This window comes from Pseudomonas sp. Irchel 3H9, assembly GCF_900187495.1.
Classification (GTDB): Bacteria; Pseudomonadota; Gammaproteobacteria; order Pseudomonadales; family Pseudomonadaceae; genus Aquipseudomonas; species Aquipseudomonas sivasensis.
On the sequence record NZ_FYDK01000005.1, the window covers coordinates 57881 to 74868 of the forward strand.

General features: G+C 57.1%; 20 protein-coding genes, 4 tRNA genes and 1 riboswitch. Of the genes, 14 read left to right on the forward strand and 10 right to left on the reverse strand.

Features of this window, described 5'->3' with window-relative positions:
* Positions 1-580: 580 nt before the first annotated feature.
* The 8 genes from CKW32_RS18915 to CKW32_RS18950 all read left to right on the forward strand — a co-directional run bounded on the left by CKW32_RS18915 (position 581) and on the right by CKW32_RS18950 (position 4516).
* Positions 581-997, forward strand: coding sequence for a DUF5681 domain-containing protein (locus CKW32_RS18915; protein ID WP_017138405.1), 417 nt, complete (start codon positions 581-583; stop codon positions 995-997).
* A complete protein-coding gene (locus CKW32_RS18920; protein ID WP_095185687.1) occupies positions 994-1425 on the forward strand; it encodes a hypothetical protein in 432 nt (143 codons plus the stop codon). The genes CKW32_RS18915 and CKW32_RS18920 overlap by 4 nt, the downstream gene beginning before the upstream one ends.
* Positions 1412-1621: a hypothetical protein gene (locus tag CKW32_RS18925; RefSeq protein ID WP_143499411.1), complete on the forward strand. Its 210-nt coding sequence runs from the start codon at positions 1412-1414 to the stop codon at positions 1619-1621. Before CKW32_RS18920 ends, CKW32_RS18925 begins: the two co-directional genes overlap by 14 nt.
* A gap of 4 nt (positions 1622-1625) precedes the next feature.
* Positions 1626-2459, forward strand: coding sequence for a hypothetical protein (locus tag CKW32_RS18930; RefSeq protein ID WP_095185688.1), 834 nt, complete (start codon positions 1626-1628; stop codon positions 2457-2459).
* Positions 2460-2528: 69 nt separating this feature from the next.
* Positions 2529-2873, forward strand: a complete 345-nt coding sequence (locus CKW32_RS18935; protein ID WP_095185689.1) for a hypothetical protein — start codon at positions 2529-2531, stop codon at positions 2871-2873.
* An 8-nt stretch (positions 2874-2881) separates the two neighbouring features.
* Entirely contained in the window at positions 2882-3460 is a 579-nt protein-coding gene (locus CKW32_RS18940) for a tail assembly protein (protein ID WP_095185690.1), read from the forward strand.
* Positions 3457-4041, forward strand: a complete 585-nt coding sequence (locus tag CKW32_RS18945; RefSeq protein ID WP_095185691.1) for a tail assembly protein — start codon at positions 3457-3459, stop codon at positions 4039-4041. Before CKW32_RS18940 ends, CKW32_RS18945 begins: the two co-directional genes overlap by 4 nt.
* Before the next feature lie 43 nt (positions 4042-4084).
* On the forward strand, positions 4085-4516 hold the full coding sequence (locus CKW32_RS18950; RefSeq protein ID WP_095185692.1) for a hypothetical protein: 432 nt from the start codon (positions 4085-4087) through the stop codon (positions 4514-4516).
* A gap of 81 nt (positions 4517-4597) precedes the next feature.
* Here the strand turns inward: CKW32_RS18950 and CKW32_RS18955 are convergent, their stop codons facing one another.
* Positions 4598-5032 (reverse strand): trypco2 family protein, encoded by a 435-nt coding sequence (locus tag CKW32_RS18955; protein ID WP_095185693.1) that lies wholly within the window; start codon positions 5030-5032, stop codon positions 4598-4600.
* A gap of 204 nt (positions 5033-5236) precedes the next feature.
* On the opposite strand from CKW32_RS18955, the gene CKW32_RS18960 reads away from it, so the two are divergent.
* Both CKW32_RS18960 and CKW32_RS18965 read left to right on the forward strand, forming a co-directional pair.
* Entirely contained in the window at positions 5237-5857 is a 621-nt protein-coding gene (locus CKW32_RS18960) for a recombinase family protein (protein ID WP_095185694.1), read from the forward strand.
* Positions 5858-5952: 95 nt separating this feature from the next.
* Positions 5953-6471: a hypothetical protein gene (locus CKW32_RS18965; RefSeq protein WP_095185695.1), complete on the forward strand. Its 519-nt coding sequence runs from the start codon at positions 5953-5955 to the stop codon at positions 6469-6471.
* A 126-nt stretch (positions 6472-6597) separates the two neighbouring features.
* Here the strand turns inward: CKW32_RS18965 and CKW32_RS18970 are convergent.
* Positions 6598-6674: transfer RNA gene (locus tag CKW32_RS18970), tRNA-Arg, on the reverse strand.
* Positions 6675-7000: 326 nt separating this feature from the next.
* On the opposite strand from CKW32_RS18970, the gene CKW32_RS18975 reads away from it, so the two are divergent.
* From CKW32_RS18975 to CKW32_RS18990, 3 genes are all read left to right on the forward strand, one after another.
* Positions 7001-7228 (forward strand): hypothetical protein, encoded by a 228-nt coding sequence (locus tag CKW32_RS18975; protein ID WP_032886764.1) that lies wholly within the window; start codon positions 7001-7003, stop codon positions 7226-7228.
* 11 nt (positions 7229-7239) lie between these two features.
* Positions 7240-7419 carry a PA3371 family protein gene (locus CKW32_RS18980; RefSeq protein WP_095185696.1) on the forward strand — a complete coding sequence of 60 codons (180 nt, stop codon included), beginning with the start codon at positions 7240-7242 and terminating at the stop codon, positions 7417-7419.
* Between the two features lie 389 nt (positions 7420-7808).
* Positions 7809-8135 (forward strand): Arc family DNA-binding protein, encoded by a 327-nt coding sequence (locus CKW32_RS18990; RefSeq protein ID WP_003175643.1) that lies wholly within the window; start codon positions 7809-7811, stop codon positions 8133-8135.
* Positions 8136-8243: 108 nt separating this feature from the next.
* Here the strand turns inward: CKW32_RS18990 and mgtE are convergent, their stop codons facing one another.
* From mgtE to ltaE, 8 genes are all read right to left on the reverse strand, one after another.
* Positions 8244-9686 carry a magnesium transporter gene (gene mgtE / locus CKW32_RS18995; RefSeq protein WP_032886762.1) on the reverse strand — a complete coding sequence of 481 codons (1443 nt, stop codon included), beginning with the start codon at positions 9684-9686 and terminating at the stop codon, positions 8244-8246.
* Between the two features lie 339 nt (positions 9687-10025).
* Positions 10026-10102, reverse strand: a tRNA-Arg gene (locus tag CKW32_RS19000).
* 72 nt (positions 10103-10174) lie between these two features.
* Positions 10175-10251 (reverse strand) — tRNA-Arg (locus tag CKW32_RS19005).
* 108 nt (positions 10252-10359) lie between these two features.
* Positions 10360-10450, reverse strand: a tRNA-Ser gene (locus CKW32_RS19010).
* Positions 10451-10512: 62 nt separating this feature from the next.
* Positions 10513-10701: a carbon storage regulator CsrA gene (gene csrA / locus CKW32_RS19015; RefSeq protein WP_003175645.1), complete on the reverse strand. Its 189-nt coding sequence runs from the start codon at positions 10699-10701 to the stop codon at positions 10513-10515.
* A 175-nt stretch (positions 10702-10876) separates the two neighbouring features.
* The gene (locus tag CKW32_RS19020; protein WP_032886761.1) at positions 10877-12118 is read right to left on the reverse strand and encodes an aspartate kinase; all 1242 of its coding nucleotides are present in this window, start codon (positions 12116-12118) and stop codon (positions 10877-10879) included.
* Positions 12119-12214: 96 nt separating this feature from the next.
* Positions 12215-14833, reverse strand: a complete 2619-nt coding sequence (gene alaS, locus CKW32_RS19025) for an alanine--tRNA ligase (RefSeq protein WP_095185698.1) — start codon at positions 14831-14833, stop codon at positions 12215-12217.
* Positions 14834-14979: 146 nt separating this feature from the next.
* Entirely contained in the window at positions 14980-15984 is a 1005-nt protein-coding gene (gene ltaE, locus CKW32_RS19030; RefSeq protein WP_095185699.1) for a low-specificity L-threonine aldolase, read from the reverse strand.
* Positions 15985-16175: 191 nt separating this feature from the next.
* A riboswitch (FMN riboswitch) is annotated at positions 16176-16345 on the forward strand.
* 97 nt (positions 16346-16442) lie between these two features.
* On the opposite strand from ltaE, the gene CKW32_RS19035 reads away from it, so the two are divergent.
* Positions 16443-16952: a 6,7-dimethyl-8-ribityllumazine synthase gene (locus CKW32_RS19035; protein ID WP_095185700.1), complete on the forward strand. Its 510-nt coding sequence runs from the start codon at positions 16443-16445 to the stop codon at positions 16950-16952.
* Positions 16953-16988 lie beyond the last annotated feature (36 nt).

Sequence of the window (16988 nt, forward strand, 5' to 3'; positions counted from 1 at the left end):
ACGCCCAAAGCAGGAAATCCTGCTTTCAAATACCCCCCGATCAGGGGTGCTCCACTACTGGTGGAAGATGTGTCAAAACCCGGACGCATCAAATCCGCGCCACGTATTCACATCTCGCAAAACGTGGCGCGGAAACCTGACATACCGAAACGGTAGGTCAGCCCTCCCCGCTCCATCCTCAATCTGAGGTCGGACTGAGCCGAAGCCCGGCTATGTATCACTTTGCCTACCCACGACTTACTGCAACAAAAATCCCCTTCTCGATTCGCTGCAAACCAACTATTTCGGTCCCGTTTAATCCGGTTACGTGTATCACCTAGAGTGCACCTAAAAAGCACTGGATAAATGATCAGATCATGCCTAATGTGAGTTTTTGAGCCACTCAAAACCCATTCGAGGCAGCACCTATGAACACAGCTAAGCCCGCCCGAGGACGTCAGCACAAACCAACTCGCTCCGAAGTTGCTGCCGCCTGGGGCCGCCTTCGCGAAGCCGCAGCAGACGGAAGCGTTCAAGCATCCGCCCTGCTGATAGCGCTCGCTGAAAACAAACCGGTCATCGCCATGGAATCGCCGGCCGCATGACTGATCGCGATAAAGCCGGCAAATGGAAGCCAGGACAGTCGGGTAATCCCGGCGGCCGATCCGGCCAGACGCAAGAGCTGCGCGCCCGACTCGCGGAAGGTGCAGACGCCGTGACAAAGAAGGTTCTGACAGCGGCCAAGAAGGGCGATATGCAGGCTTGCCGACTGATCCTTGAGCGCCTGGTACCGCCAATCAAGCCCACTGCCGAGACAGTGTGCTTCGAACTCGACGACACCGACCTACCCAGCGCAGCCAAATCAATCCTTCGCGCAGTTGCCGCCGGCGAGCTACCGCCCGACCAGGGCAAGGCATTGATCGAAGGGCTAGGCGCTGTTGCCCGAGTCATCGAGGTTGCCGAGCTACAGAAGGCCGTCGAAGAACTCCGCGAACAGATGGAGGGAATGCGGCAATGAGCATCAAGTGGATGCGGGCCGAGCTCAAGCGAATTGCAGAAAAGATCGGCGCCGATGACGAAGAAACAGTGCTCGTAATGTTGACGGTGGTGGACTGCAGGGTTGACGCGGTTGAGGAGGAGATGGACTACCCCAAGACAGTGGGCCACTCCTTCAACTATCCCGTCCTCGGCGTACAGACGGTCATGCACTTCCCACTGTGCACCATGAACAGCTATGACGCGGCCAATCTGGCAGAGGCGTTCATTCTCCACGTCCGAGCAATTGAAAGACTCCGCCGTCCCTCTCCAGTAGGCGTGATGGATATGCGGCCATTCCCAAGCGCTGGCGCCTGGATCTTCCCGCCATTGGCTGACGGGCAAGACATCAAAAATCACATCGCCGAACAGTACCGACTGATCATCGAGGCCCGCCATGAACATCCGTAACCAGGTGGCCAAGCTGCGTCAGCAATCCGGGCTCACTCAATTCAATCGTGACGTACGAGAGATCAGCGCCCTTATGGACGAGTTGCACGTAACAGCAACCGGCGGTGGCGCCCGAGAAAACGTGTCCCTACTCGAAATTCTGAGCGAAGCCTCAGACCGAAACCGGCCGCCCCACGGCCAGACAATCAAAAGGTAACTCAATGAAAATCGGCAAACGATCCGTCCTCAAAGTTGGCTTGGCCAACCTCCATTACTCCGAATACGAACACTCCCAGGTAGAGGCGAGAACATTCAATATTCAGCGACCAGATGGCACCAAAGGCACCTGGCAGGCAGGTGGCTTGCTGAAGTCTGTCCGCCATTTGCAGGGATTGTCTCTGGAGGCGTTCAAGGACCTCGGAGAAGAAATTCTCTCGATTCGGGAGAACAAAGACCTCAACGCCGCAGCCATTGAGCGCAAGGGCAAGGAGCAGATTGATGGAATCATCCCCGCCCTGATGCCTGCGATGGAGAAGGCGGCAAAAGATATGCTCACGTTGGCCCAAACAGTGGCCAGCGGCTTTGCAGCGGTCACGCCCCGCGCTAGCTCGGACGTTGTTGGTTTCCTAGCTGATCAGGAGCTACGGTCCATTGTGCGAGGCCTCAAGCCGGAGGAGCGTCAGCGGCTAGTAGCTGAAGCGCGGGCAGGTAGTCATCCCGACGTTGTAGAGGCGGTGCTCAGGGCAAACCCAATGCTCTCCGGGCTATCGCCAGAGGCGGCTGACAGCCTTTCGCGCGCAGGCATTGCCGCCTCGCGCGCCGAAGATATTGAAGGGCTCAAGCAGATGCTGGCGATCTACGATGACGTGCTGGCCACGGCCTCCAATGCCGGTGTCGCACTGAGCGGTATGGTCGCCAATTCGAATGGGTACACCGGTCGCTTTGAGAAGTGGCGATCGGGCTGTGAGGGCTCCGAAGCGCTTCGCGAATGGCTGGCGAAAATGCCCACTCGCACCTCTGCAAAAGCGGCCCCTGATCAATCCGAAGCGGCCTAACTGACCATCCGCGCGCTACGCAAGTGTTGGTAGCGCCCATCAGCCGGCTAATCCTTTGAGTAAGAAGACATGACGTTTCAAGAGCGCTTTACCGAGGCGTGCAAAACGCAGAAATTCAACCCCTACGAACTGATCCAGGGGCCGGACGCCGGCTACACAGTGTGGGAGGTCCAGCACGTCAGCGGTGGCCAACAGGTGACAATCGACGGCCCCTTCTTCACCGAGGAAGAGGCCAGGGTTTCGGCCGACCTGCTGAGGGGTACATTTCGCGGCGCCCGGGACAGCGAGACGATCTACAACCGGGTGTGGAACTACGACCCGCGCCAGGAGCAACTGACCATCGACCAGGCGCGTATGTCGCGCGCAGTGCTCGCCATTCAACTTGGGCTTCCAGCGCCTTCCACCAATCCATAGGAGGCCCCATGGCCGCTACAGCATTCGATAACTCCCCTATGACCACCATCAAACTCTACGGCCAGCTCCGGCAGTTCGGCCGGTCCTACGACCTGGCCGTGCGGACGCCGGCGGAAGCCTTGAAGGCACTGTGTGTGCAGATTCCTGGCTTGGAACGTTTTATCTCACATGCCAGGTCACGCGGGCTGGTGTTCGCCGTTTTTCGAGGAAAGAAAAACATTGGGGAGAGCGAGCTCAACTACCAAGGCCAGGGCGACATCATCATCGCTCCAGTGATCGTAGGCAGTAAGCGGGCAGGCATCTTGCAGACGATCATAGGGGCCGTACTGATCGTTATGAGCCCTTTCACAAATGGTGCAACTCTTGCGCCGGGTATCGCCTTAGCCGCCGGCGGCGTGATTCAAATGCTGAGCCCGCAAGCCCAGGGTTTGAAGTCCAGCGCCGCGCCAGAGAACACGCCTGGCTATGCTTTTGGTAGTGCGAAAAATACTGTGGCATCGGGCTTGCCCGTACCTCTCTGTATCGGCCACCGTCGCTGGGGTGGCGCCATCATCAGCGCTGCTATTTACGCTGAGGATCAGGTATGACTGCCATCGAATATTCACCGCGCACAACCATTCTGCTCAGTGGCTCACTGGCCAAAAAATATGGCCGTCGACATACCTATGCGCTGTCCGCTCATGGCGACACCAGGGAGGCACTGAGGGCAATCGATGTGAATCACCCGGGATTCCTGAGCGACATCGCGCGAGCAAGGTCTATCGGCCTGGAGTTCGCAATTTTCCGCAACAGGAAGAACGTAGGCGAATCCGAGTTGACTCTCGGCGGGGCCAGGGAAATAAGGGTGGTTCCAGTGATCACCGGGAGCAAGCGCGCCGGCATACTCCAGACCATCGTCGGCATCGTGTTGATCGTGGCCAGCGCATTTACCAACGGCGCAACGCTTGCCCCTGGGATTGCGCTCGTGGCTGGCGGGGTTATCCAAATGCTCAGCCCCCAGGCCGGCGGCCTTAAAACCAGCGCGGCGCCGGAGAATACTCCCGGCTACGCCTTCGGCAGCGCCAAGAACACCACGGCATCCGGTAACCCGGTACCGCTCTGCTACGGCAAGCGGCGGGTAGGAGGCGCAATCATCAGTGCCGCTATCTACGCCGAAGACCAGATGTAGCCAGGCTGGTATGAAGTCACCCATCAACCCACGAGGAAGAAATATGTACAGGATTCTGCTCACCGCCGCTGCCGTGTTGCTGGCCGGCTGTTCAAGCACGCCGGTCGAGCCAGGTTCGGCCAAGCGCGTGCCTGTCGATCGGGTCTATGCCTACCAGGCCGCCGTTCCGGGTGGTGCTACGTTGGTGGTAAGCCGGGATAACGGGTTTTGGGCTTCGGGTGGCTGTATGGCGACCGTGCTCATTGACGGGAAAAAGGTCGCCCGCATCAACACTGGCGAAGTGGTGAAATTCCAGGTCAAGCCGGGCCGTCATATTGTCGGCATCGCTGGTGATGATGAGGGCAACGGCCTTTGCGCGATGCAGATCGGCCAGCCAGTCAAGGAGACGGCATCAGAGGTGGCAGCGGGCGAGGTTCAGAAGTACCGAATCTCTGGCACCCAGAACGGCACGGACATCCGCCCAAGCTCCCTTTGACCCGCCACCGTGTCGAAAACAACACAGTGTGTGAAACCTGCACACTGTGTTGTTCAGTATCAAAATTAAGCGACGGTTTAATTACGCGTTGGCACTTCGGTCTTTTTTGGACGGCTGCTTAGAAAGGGGCTTCCCATTTTCGCGCTTCGCCTGTGGCGCTACTTTAATCGTCCGCCTGGATGACGCTCCAGAGGCCGCCGCTCCTCCCTTGAGATTCAACGCACCCTCGTCGCCTTCAACTTCACCGACTTCTTCCGGCGTGCCCCCAGGAGGAGCCTCCCTCACCAAAAACGGGGTTAACTTCACTTTTACCTTATGAGTTTGAGCGGCTTTGGTCGATACATCCGCGTTCACTACAACAAACTTAAACCCTGCTTTACCCGAGCCCTCCAGGGTGAACGAGACCTCAAGCTCGACCTCCCCAATATCGAAAAAAGGATTCGCATCGTCCACCGAGGCAAGCAACTCTTTTTTTACCTCGCCGATGAACGTACTCAAACTGATGTCACCTTTCATGAATTCCCTTCCAGTGAGTCGTGACCGAAGCGGTCGCGATGCCCTGCAAATTACAGCGTATCGGTGGTAAATCCAAAGCCGTACTTTTGAATATGCCTATCCAGATACAGGCTTATTTTGCCTTTTTTGGGCTTTGCGCTTGATAAGTAACACCCAAAGTGCAACATTATTAGTAGGACGCCCTAACTGATACAGGCACACATCATGTTCATCCGCGCATACCTCCGAGCATCCACCGAAGAGCAAGACGCCGGCCGCGCGCGCGCCTCGCTTGAGCAGTTCGCCAGCGACCATAACAAGGTCATTGCCAGCGTGTACCTGGAGAACGCCAGCGGCGCCACCGCCGACCGGCCGGAGCTGGTGCGACTGCTGAAAGATGCACGCAAGGGCGACGTGCTGCTGGTGGAGTCTATAGACCGTCTATCTCGCCTCCCGGTCGAGGACTGGAAAAAGCTCAAGGCGGCCATTGACTCAAAGGGCCTGCGCATCGTTGCGCTTGACCTACCAACGAGCCACCAGGGAATGCAGGACACCAAGGGCGACGAGTTCACCGGCCGGATGCTGGGGGCGATCAACTCAATGCTGGTGGAAATGATGGCCGCCATTGCGCGCAAGGATTACGAACAGCGCCGCGAGCGCCAGGCGCAAGGCATTGAGAAGGCCAAGGCCGCAGGGAAGTATCAGGGCCGGCCAGTGAATGAGGATCTGCACAAGCGTGTAACTGAACTGCTCGGCGCGGGCCTGGGCATTCGCGCAACAGCGCGGCACGCAAACTGCTCCACAACGACGGTTTTAAGGATCAGGGATGCCGCTGTCAGGCTGTAGCGTAAAACCCGCCGAAGCATATGCTGGCATTGAGCTACGCTTCCTCGACAATGGCTCACTTCCTGTGCGCCAGTTTCGTCAGTTGAGGGAGCGACATGGGACTGAATCAAAAAGATCTCAATCCAGAGATCCGTGGGTTAATGATTCAAGAGATGGATAACGATCTGGCAGGCCAAATTCTATATCACAGCCCCCGCCTGAATGCCCAAGGAAAAAACGTCTGGCATCAATTATTGAAAGAGGCCTCCGCGAACCATTCCGACGATTGGCTGGCCAACGAGATTGCGCGACAACGCCTGCTCAATCCGTACGACCTGCGCCAAGGTAAGCCAATTGCGATGCGGCATGACGCTCACCAATTGCTAGCAGAGGGCGAGTTCAACCGGTTTTTCATGCGGGGAATTTGCTTAAAGGCTATTGAAATTGGAGCACCGGCAGTAGTTGGCTATCGGGCACGAGGCTCAGAGAATCCCCGACCAGAATCGTTAGCTATCGTAGGTAAAAAATTCGAACCAAGAGAGCTTCTTGACCGGCTTCGCTCAGCCATTGGTGCAGATACACCCTTCGGATATCCAGGTAGCGCCAACTCCGGTCTTTCAGTCAAATTCGCATAAACTCTGAAAACTAAAAAGCCCCGCCAGGTCACTGCCTGAGCGGGGCTTTTTCAATGCGCTTGCTGCCACCCTGCTGTCACGAAAACTTCGTGCCATCAAGATTTCTCACAATACGCCTTATTTTATTGGTGTCCCAGGGCCGGTTCGAACGGCCAACCTTCCCCTTAGGAGGGGGATGCTCTATCCAATTGAGCTACTGGGACAAATGACAGCCGTCGGGCCAAGGGCATTGCGACGGACGGCGTGCATGTTAACGGCCGAGTTAGGTTTTGTCATGTCGTCCGTGGGCTTTTTGAGTGTAGGAGGATCCGCGCCCCGGAGGTTGCGGTTTCGACCCGCAAATACGGGCACTCAGGCTAATCGTGCAAAATGCACTCCCCCAAAATGCCAGCATTGCAAATTGCAAGCCTTTGACATCTTTATCAATACCTAAACCATTGATTTTATTGAATTAATAGATTGGCACGACACCTGCAATACTTCTCCCATACCACCCCTTCAGCCACGGCGTTAAGCGGAGAACATGACCATGAACAGTGCCCTTTTGTTAACCCTTAACGCCATCGCTCTGGCTACGCTGGTCACATTCCACTTTCAGTCGGCGGGCGATAATGACCCAGCACAGATCAGCCAGGCTGTTCCGCACCACTTGCAACAACGCCCGCAGTTGGCAGTCATGACGCCGAACGCGCAGTCGCCGGTACGCTTGACTCAAGGCACTCAGGCCGCCCCGGCCTCCGAACACTGGGTATTTTAAGGTAACCGCTCATGACCAAAACTGCCTGGCTTTTTCTGTGCCTGACCACTATCACTGGCATCTACGGATTGGGTGCCGATTCCCAGGACACTCAACTCAACGCACTGATTGCGAGCGGTGTCTGCGCCTGCATTCTACTGCTGACCCTTGTTATGGGTCGCCGCATCAAATTCGACCCGGTTTTGCGCTGACCCCCTCCCCCCTCGTCCTACCTTATGTCGCCTCGCCCTAGTAAATCGGCAAATTGCCACTAGTCTTAAACGCAGGGGCAAAAGGCCACTTTGCTATACGATGTGCCGCCCGAATGCCCCGTTGCGGCCCGTTCTACGGGAAGATCGTCAAGCGCCCCTCTCGCAGAAAAGTTTTCCAACCAGTCCGCAAAAATGCAAATCAGTGCTGGCATAAAGCCTTTAGGCAGTTCAATATTTGTCACAGAATTGACGCCAAGGAACTGGCAAATCTGAGGCATGATGCGGCCTCTTTGCAATTCGGGTTGAACTTTGGTCGTGAGTCTTGTCTTAACTCTCATCGCTTGCGGCCAATTCCAAAAACCGCTCCCCTGAACTAACCGGTTAAATATATGCGCCCATTGAAACAGGCAATTTATTCCAGCCGTACGGCTGACAAGTTCGTCGTACGTCTGCCAGACGGAATGCGGGAACGCATTGCCGAGGTGGCTCGCAATCATCACCGCAGCATGAACTCCGAAATCATCGCGCGCCTGGAACAGAGCCTTATTCAGGAAGGTGCGCTAGGTGACGAGTTGAGCATGCGCCTGGATAGTCCTGAGCTGTCACTGCATGAACGCGAACTGCTGCAGCGTTTTCGTCAGCTCTCCCATCGCCAGCAAAATGCCCTCGTCTCGCTTATCGCGCACGACGTAGAGGCGGCCGCAGAAGCCAATTGATCTGCAACTGAAAGCCGAGGCCAGCCATGTGCTGGCTTTTTTTTGCCCGGATTTTAGAAAGATAACGCGAGGCTGGGGGGGCAAATTTGCCCCCACCGTCGGAAGGGATCAGAGCAGGAAGATCGTCGCCAGACCCAGGAAGATAAAGAAGCCGCCACTGTCGGTCATGGCGGTGATCATTACGCTGGCGCCCATGGCTGGATCTCGGCCGAGGCGCGCCAGGGTCATGGGGATCAGCACACCCATTAGCGCTGCCAGGAGCAAGTTGAGCGTCATAGCGGCGGTCATCACCACCCCCAGCGACCAGCTGCCATAGAGCAAGTAAGCCACCAGACCAATCACACCACCCCATACCAGGCCGTTGATCAGACCCACTGCCAGCTCCTTGCGCAGCAGGCGCGAAGAGTTGGCGGTACTCACCTGATCCAGCGCCATGGCGCGTACGATCATAGTAATGGTCTGATTACCGGAGTTACCGCCAATACCTGCCACAATCGGCATCAACGCAGCCAAAGCCACCAGTTTTTCGATAGACCCCTCAAAAAGCCCAATCACACGAGAGGCTATAAATGCCGTGATCAGGTTCACCGCCAGCCAGGCCCAGCGGTTATGCAGCGAACGCCAGACCGACGCAAAAATATCTTCCTCTTCACGCAAACCCGCCATGTTGAGGACTTCGGTTTCACTCTCTTCACGAATAAGGTCGACGATTTCGTCGATGGTCAGACGGCCGATCAGCTTGCCGTTCTTGTCGACCACGGGCGCCGAGATCAAGTCGTAGCGCTCAAAAGCCTGGGCCGCGTCGTAGGCGTCTTCGTCCGGATGAAAACTGACGGTATCGCTGGCCATCAGGTCAGCAACCCTTTTTTCAGGATCATTGACCAGCAGCCGCTTGATCGGCAGCACGCCCTTGAGAATGCCTTCATAGTCAACCACGAACAGTTTGTCGGTATGACTCGGCAGCTCTTTCAAACGACGCAGGTAACGCAACACCACTTCAAGGCTGACATCCTCTCGGATGGTGACCATCTCGAAGTCCATCAGCGCGCCGACCTGGTCCTCGTCATAGGACAACGCGGAGCGCACGCGCTCACGCTGTTGGCCGTCGAGTGCCTCCATCAGCTCATGGACAACATCACGGGGCAGCTCAGGGGCCAGGTCAGCCAGTTCGTCGGCGTCCATTTCCCTGGCCGCAGCCAGGAGCTCGTGATCGTCCATGTCGGCGATCAGGGTTTCACGAACAGAATCGGATACTTCGAGCAGGATGTCGCCGTCGCGGTCGGCCTTGACCAACTGCCAGAGGGTCAGTCGATCATCGAGCGGCAAGGCTTCGAGAATGTAGGCAACGTCGGCGGAGTGCAGATCATCGAGCTTGCGCTGCAATTCGACGAGGTTTTGCCGGTGAACCAGGTTTTCGACGCGGTCGTGGTTTGGACCTTCCTGGCGATGCGTAAGGTCTTCGACCACGCGCTGGCGCTGCAGCAGCTCAATGACTTGAGCCAAGCGATCTTGCAGGCTTTCTTGTGTTTTCTTTACTTCTACTTCGGTCATAGGCGAACTCCACTCCCAGCAGCGGGGCACGCCGGAAGGATCAATCAGTCAATTCATGATTGGTAAAGCGGGGTACTGAGTAACTACTGGGTAAGTCCATGGAGATATTCCACAAGCCCCGGCGGGGCTGACGGGCGCAATGATACACCGACCGACCATCTTAAATGTCAAAAAACTGGAAAGAACAAGCGCTTGCGAGCCAAAGCTGAGTATTGGCTGCATCTTAGAACTGCGACGCCACGGCGCGAAGGGAAAACACACAAGGAAGGAGAAAAAGATAAAGTCCGACACAAACCCCAGACGGCAAAAAGCCCGCACTAGGCGGGCTTTTTGTTTGTATGGTGCACTCGACAGGATTCGAACCTGTGACCGCTCGGTTCGTAGCCGAGTACTCTATCCAGCTGAGCTACGAGTGCAGATTGTGTTTTTAGACCAGATCACAACTGGTTGAAGCCAAGTTAACCGCATTGCTGCAACTAACTCTTAAATGGTGCACTCGACAGGATTCGAACCTGTGACCGCTCGGTTCGTAGCCGAGTACTCTATCCAGCTGAGCTACGAGTGCATTTGTTGCCGCGCATTATAGGCCGTTCAATCTCTATGTAAAGCTATTTTTTCGTTAATTTTCAACAACTTACCGAAAAAACCAGATTGCAACGTACTAAGCAAATAATGGCGGAGAACGGGGGATTCGAACCCCCGACACCCTTTTGAGGTGTACTCCCTTAGCAGGGGAGCGCCTTCGGCCACTCGGCCAGCTCTCCGCAACACGGGGCGTATATTAACCACGTTCCTCCCCGTTTGCAAACATAAAAAACGATAAAAATTAAAGGCTTGGTTCTTCGTCCTTCTCTTTCTTGATCCGCAGGTAGATTTCCTCGCGGTGGACCGCTACCTCTTTCGGAGCATTAACCCCGATACGTACTTGATTGCCTTTGACGCCGAGCACGGTCACGGTGATTTCGCCATCACCGATAATCAGGCTTTCTGCGCACCGACGAGTCAGAATCAGCATACCTTTCTCCTCACGCATTTCATTTCAGGAACAACAGTCTGCAAAAAAAAGGCGTTCGACCTACGACTCGAGAGTCATAGCCCTAACGACCTAAGTATTGTCGAGCGCACACAAAAGACCATGCGCCCTACAAAAAAAGGAAAGGCGCGGTAGACCGCGCCTTCCTGGCACTACATCACTCGCCCTGTCGGGCCGGAGCGTCTAGCTCAAACGCGGTATGCAGCGCGCGCACAGCAAGCTCCAGGTACTTCTCTTCGATCACTACCGAGACTTTGATTTCAGACGTGGAGATCATCTGGATATTGATGCTTTCCTTGGCCAGAGCCCCAAACATACGGCTGGCAACGCCGGCATGGGAACGCATGCCCACACCCACGATCGACACCTTGGCAATCTTGATATCGCCGACCACTTCACGGGCGCCAATCTCGCTCGCGGTGTTCTCCAGGATTTTCAATGCCGCATCGTACTCGTTGCGGTGCACAGTGAACGTGAAATCGGTGGTGTTATCGTGCGAGACGTTCTGCACGATCATGTCGACTTCAACATTCGCATCACTGATCGGGCCCAGAATCTTGAAGGCCACGCCCGGGGTGTCTGGCACGCCACGGATCGTCAGCTTGGCTTCATCGCGGTTGAAAGCGATGCCGGAAATGATCGGCTGTTCCATGGATTCCTCTTCATCAATAGTAATGAGGGTGCCCGGACCCTCTTTGAAGCTGTGCAATACGCGCAGCGGAACGTTGTACTTGCCGGCGAACTCCACCGCGCGGATCTGCAAAACCTTGGAACCGAGGCTGGCCATTTCCAGCATCTCTTCGAAGGTGATCTTGTCCAGACGCTGGGCCACGGAAACCACACGCGGGTCAGTGGTGTAGACGCCATCCACATCGGTGTAGATCTGGCACTCATCAGCCTTGAGAGCTGCCGCCAGGGCCACGCCGGTAGTGTCCGAACCGCCACGCCCGAGGGTGGTGATGTTGCCGTGTTCATCCACACCCTGGAAGCCCGCTACAACTACCACGCGGCCAGCTTTCAGATCAGTGCGAATTTTCTGATCATCGATCTGCAGAATGCGCGCCTTGGTGTGCGCACTGTCGGTGAGGATACGCACCTGGCTGCCCGTGTAGGACACCGCAGGAACGCCACGCTTGTTCAGGGCCATGGCCAGCAAGGCGATGGTCACCTGCTCACCCGTAGAGACGATCACGTCCAGCTCACGCGGGAGCGGTTGCTGGTCGCCACTGATTGCCTTGGCCAGCTCGATCAAGCGATTGGTCTCGCCGCTCATGGCCGACAGCACCACCACCAGGTCGTCGCCAGCATCGCGGAATTTCTTAACCTTGTCGGCAACCTGCTCGATTCTTTCGACAGAGCCGACCGAGGTGCCTCCAAATTTCTGTACGATCAAAGCCATTTCTAAGCCGCCTCAGCCCGTAAAGGGGCGCCTAAATATCCAATCAACCAGCACCGAACAAGCCCGCGACTAGACCACGGGCCAGTTAACAACGCCTTAAATACCTGCCTCGACAAACGGCACGGTCAGGGCCAGGGCCGCATCCAGAGCACCGGCATCGACACCACCGCCTTGCGCCATGTCCGGACGACCACCGCCCTTCCCGCCCACCGCCGCGGCGGCTTGCTTCATCAAATCACCGGCCTTGAGTTGGCCAGTCAGGTCTTTGGTTACACCGGCAACCAGAACGACCTTATCCTCATGGACACCGCCGAGCAGGATCACTGCGCGGCCGAGCTTGTTCTTCAACTGATCGACCAGGGCCAACAGCGCCTTACCATCCTGACCATCCAGGCGCGCCGCCAGGACTTTCACGTCCTTGACGTCCACCGCAGAAGACGACAGATCGTCGCCTGCCGCACTGGCTGCCTTGGCCTGCAACTGCTCCAGCTGTTTTTCCAGAGCACGGTTGCGCTCCAACACGGCGGACAGCTTGTCGATCAGGTTGTCGCGGCTGCCCTTGACCAGGCTGGCCGCTTCCTTGAGTTGTTCTTCGGCCGCATTGAGGTAGGCCAGGGCCGCAGCGCCAGTCACCGCCTCGATACGTCGCACACCGGAGGCCACACCGCCTTCACTGATGATCTTCAGCAGGCCAATGTCGCCCGTGCGGTTGGCGTGGATACCACCACACAGTTCCACCGAGAAGTCGCCGCCCATGCTCAGTACGCGCACGTTGTCGCCGTACTTCTCGCCGAACAGTGCCATGGCGCCCTTGGCCTTGGCGGTCTCGATATCGGTTTCCTCGGTTTCAACCGGGGTGTTCTTGCGCACTTGTGCATTGACGATATCTTCCAGGGCCTTGATCTGCTCCGGCTTAATCGCTTCGAAGTGGCTGAAGTCGAAACGCAGACGCTGGCTATCGACCAACGAACCCTTCTGTTGGACGTGCTCACCCAGCACCTGACGCAATGCAGCGTGCAGCAAGTGAGTGGCCGAGTGGTTCAAGGCGGTTGCATGCCGTACTTCGGCATCGACCTGCGTGTCCACTGGCGCGCCGACCGTCAAGTTGCCCAGCACCAACACGCCGTGATGCAGGAACGCACCGCCGGTCTTAGTGGTGTCACGCACTTCAAAACGACCCGATGTCGAGCTCAGGAAACCACAGTCACCGATCTGGCCGCCCGACTCGGCGTAGAACGGCGTCTGGTCCAGGACCACAACGGCTTCGTCGCCTTCATTTAGAACGTCGACCGACTTGCCATCTTTATAGAGGGCAACGATCTTGGCCGAGCCAAGGGTCGCCTTGTAGCCAGTGAACTCGGTAGGCACATCAACTTTGACCAGGGTGTTGTAGTCCAGGCCAAAGGAGCTGGCGGAGCGAGCACGTACGCGCTGGGCTTCCATCTCACGTTCGAAGCCAGCTTCATCAATGGTCAGCTCGCGCTCACGGGCGATGTCAGCGGTCAGGTCCATCGGGAAGCCATAGGTATCGTAAAGCTTGAACACCACATCGCCCGGCACCACGGTGCCTTTGAGCTCAGACAGGTCCTGTTCCAGGATCTTCAGACCGTGCTCCAACGTCTTGGTGAACTGCTCCTCTTCAGCCTTGAGCACGCGCTCGATGTTGCCCTGCTGCTGCTTGAGTTCTGGAAACGCTTCGCCCATCTCGGCCACCAAGGCGGCAACGATTTTGTAGAAGAAGCTGCCGGTGGCGCCCAACTTGTTACCGTGGCGGCAGGCTCGACGAATGATGCGGCGCAGCACATAGCCACGGCCTTCGTTGGACGGCAGCACACCGTCGGCAATCAGGAAGCCGCAGGAACGAATATGGTCCGACACAACCTTGAGCGAAGACTGGCCCTCATTGGCGCAACCAATGGCCGCCGCCGACGCGCTCAGCAGGTTGGTAAACAGGTCGATTTCATAGTTGGAGTGAACGTGCTGCATCACCGCACTGATCCGCTCCAGGCCCATGCCGGTGTCCACCGACGGCGCTGGCAGCGGATGCAACACGCCATCGGCGGTGCGGTTGAACTGCATGAATACGTTGTTCCAGATCTCGATGTAACGGTCGCCGTCTTCTTCCGGCGAGCCCGGCGGGCCACCCCAGATGTCGGCGCCGTGATCGTAGAAGATCTCGGTGCAAGGGCCACATGGGCCGGTATCGCCCATCGTCCAGAAGTTGTCGGAGGCGTAAGGCGCGCCCTTGTTGTCGCCGATGCGAATCATGCGCTCGGCAGGCACACCGATTTGTTGGGTCCAGATGTCATACGCTTCATCGTCCGTCGCGTAGACGGTGACCCAGAGTTTTTCCTTTGGCAGCTTCAGCACGCCGGTCAGGAAGGTCCAGGCGAAGGTAATCGCATCTTTTTTGAAATAATCACCGAAGCTGAAGTTACCCAGCATTTCGAAGAACGTGTGGTGACGGGCGGTATAGCCGACGTTTTCCAGGTCACTGTTCTTGCCGCCGGCACGTACGCACTTCTGGCTGCTGGTGGCGCGGGTGTAGGCGCGCTTTTCCTGGCCCAGGAAGCAGTCCTTGAACTGGTTCATCCCCGCGTTAGTGAACAGCAGGGTTGGGTCATTGCCTGGGATCAAAGAGCTGGAGGCGACACGGGTGTGACCTTGCTCTTCGAAGAAGCGAAGGAAGGCTTCACGGATTTCTGCGCTTTTCATTAGGTTCTTCCACGGAGGCTGCGGCCAAAGGCCAGTGCGCAACATCATCAGACGGAGCGACGGCAAAAGGCCGCATTATATCGGCCCTTTGCCGGGGGTACAGCGTGTTTATGCGATAGAGACGCTCAATTAGACGGTCTGCACGATCATTTGCGCGAAAATTCGACGAATGTCGCAAGCACCTGCTCGATCTGCGCCCGACTGACATCCAGATGAGTGACCATACGAAGGCGTGGCGCGGCGCTCAACTTGATCCCGCGCTCGGCAGCAAAGGCCTTCAAGGCCTGGGCCTGATCGCCGATCTGCACGTAGACCATGTTGGTCTGCACCGGCTCGACCTCATACCCCGCTTTGCGCAGCTCTTCGCCCAGCCACTGAGCGTTGGCGTGGTCATCAGCCAGGCGTTGCACCTGATGATCCAAGGCATACAGCCCCGCCGCAGCCAGGGAACCGGCCTGGCGCATACCGCCACCGACCATCTTGCGCAAACGCCGGGCCTTGGCGATCAACATCGTAGAGCCGCACAGCACCGAGCCGATGGGGGCACCGAGCCCCTTGGACAGGCACACCGACACCGAATCGAAATGCTGGGCGATCTCCCGCGCATTCACCCCAAGCTTGACCGCCGCGTTATAGATTCGCGCGCCATCCAAATGGAGGGCCAAGCCATGTTCACGGGTAAACGCCCGCGCCTGGGCCAGGTATTCCAAGGGCAGCACTTTGCCTTGCATGGTGTTTTCCAGAGCCAGCAAGCGGGTGCGGGCGAAGTGGAAATCGTCCGGCTTGATCGCGTCCCGTACATGGTTCAAATCCAGGGAGCCATCCGCCTGCACTTCCAACGGCTGGGGCTGGATCGAACCCAACACTGCTGCACCACCGCCTTCATATTTGTAGGTGTGGGCCTGCTGGCCGACGATATATTCCTCACCGCGCTCACAATGAGCCATCAACGCCAGCAGATTGCTCATGGTGCCGGTGGGCACGAACAACGCCGCAGCAAACCCAAGGCGCTTGGCCAATTCAGCTTCCAGCAGATTGACGCTGGGGTCTTCACCGTAGACGTCATCGCCGCTGACGGCAGTGGCCATCGCGTCCAGCATGCCGGGGGTGGGTTGGGTCACGGTATCGCTGCGCAGGTCAATCACGGTCATGAAACAGGCCTCTAACAGGTTGAGTACGTCCTTTTATCGATGATTACTGCGGGCAAAGCCCCGGAATATCAAGCCCCGTTTACATTCAATCGAATACCAACCAAACAAACCGATATAGGTTATCGATACGGCGTCCGTGCAGTTTTTGAAAAACCATGTTAAAAATCTCCCCGCCGCCAGGGTTCTGGTGGCAACGTTCTCAGGGCGGGGTGTAATTCCCCACCGGCGGTAATTACACGCAATGTGTATAGCCCGCGAGCGCTTGGCGCCTCGAACTGCTCACGCGGGACGGCGACAAGGTCAGCAGACCCGGTGTGATCCCGGGGCCGACGGTCATAGTCCGGATGAAGAGAGAACGGGATTGAGACCTAAGGGCCGCGCGCCTATTGACGCATGCGTACCCTTAAATCCCATTCGATTCATAACGCCCTGTTTTTTTCTTAAACAGGAGTCAGAACATGCAACCCACCGCTATCGACAGCAAAAGCAAAAACCACTACGGCGAGCGCGTCGCGTTTATCCAAGCCTGCTGGCACAAGGATATTGTCGACCAATCCCGTAAAGGCTTCCTCGCCGAAATGATCGCCCAGGGCTACCAGGAATCGGACATCGATTTCTTCGAAGTCGGCGGCGCCTTTGAAATGCCCCTGCACGCCAAGCTACTGGCCAAGACCGGTCGTTACGCCGGTATCGTTGCCGCCGCGCTGGTGGTGGACGGTGGCATCTACCGTCACGAATTCGTCGCCCAATCGGTGGTGAGCGGCCTGATGCAGGTGCAGCTGGAAACTGAAGTGCCGGTGTTCTCAGTATCGCTGACGCCGCATCACTTCCACGCGGGCAGCGAACACCACGCGTTCTTCCATGATCACTTTGTGCACAAGGGCCAGGAAGCGGCGAAGACCTGCGCAGATACCCTGCACAAGGTACGGGCGATCCGTCGTAGCGAGCCACGGGCGGTAGCGGTCTAAGCAACACTGCAAAACAAAATGTGGGAGGGGGCTTGC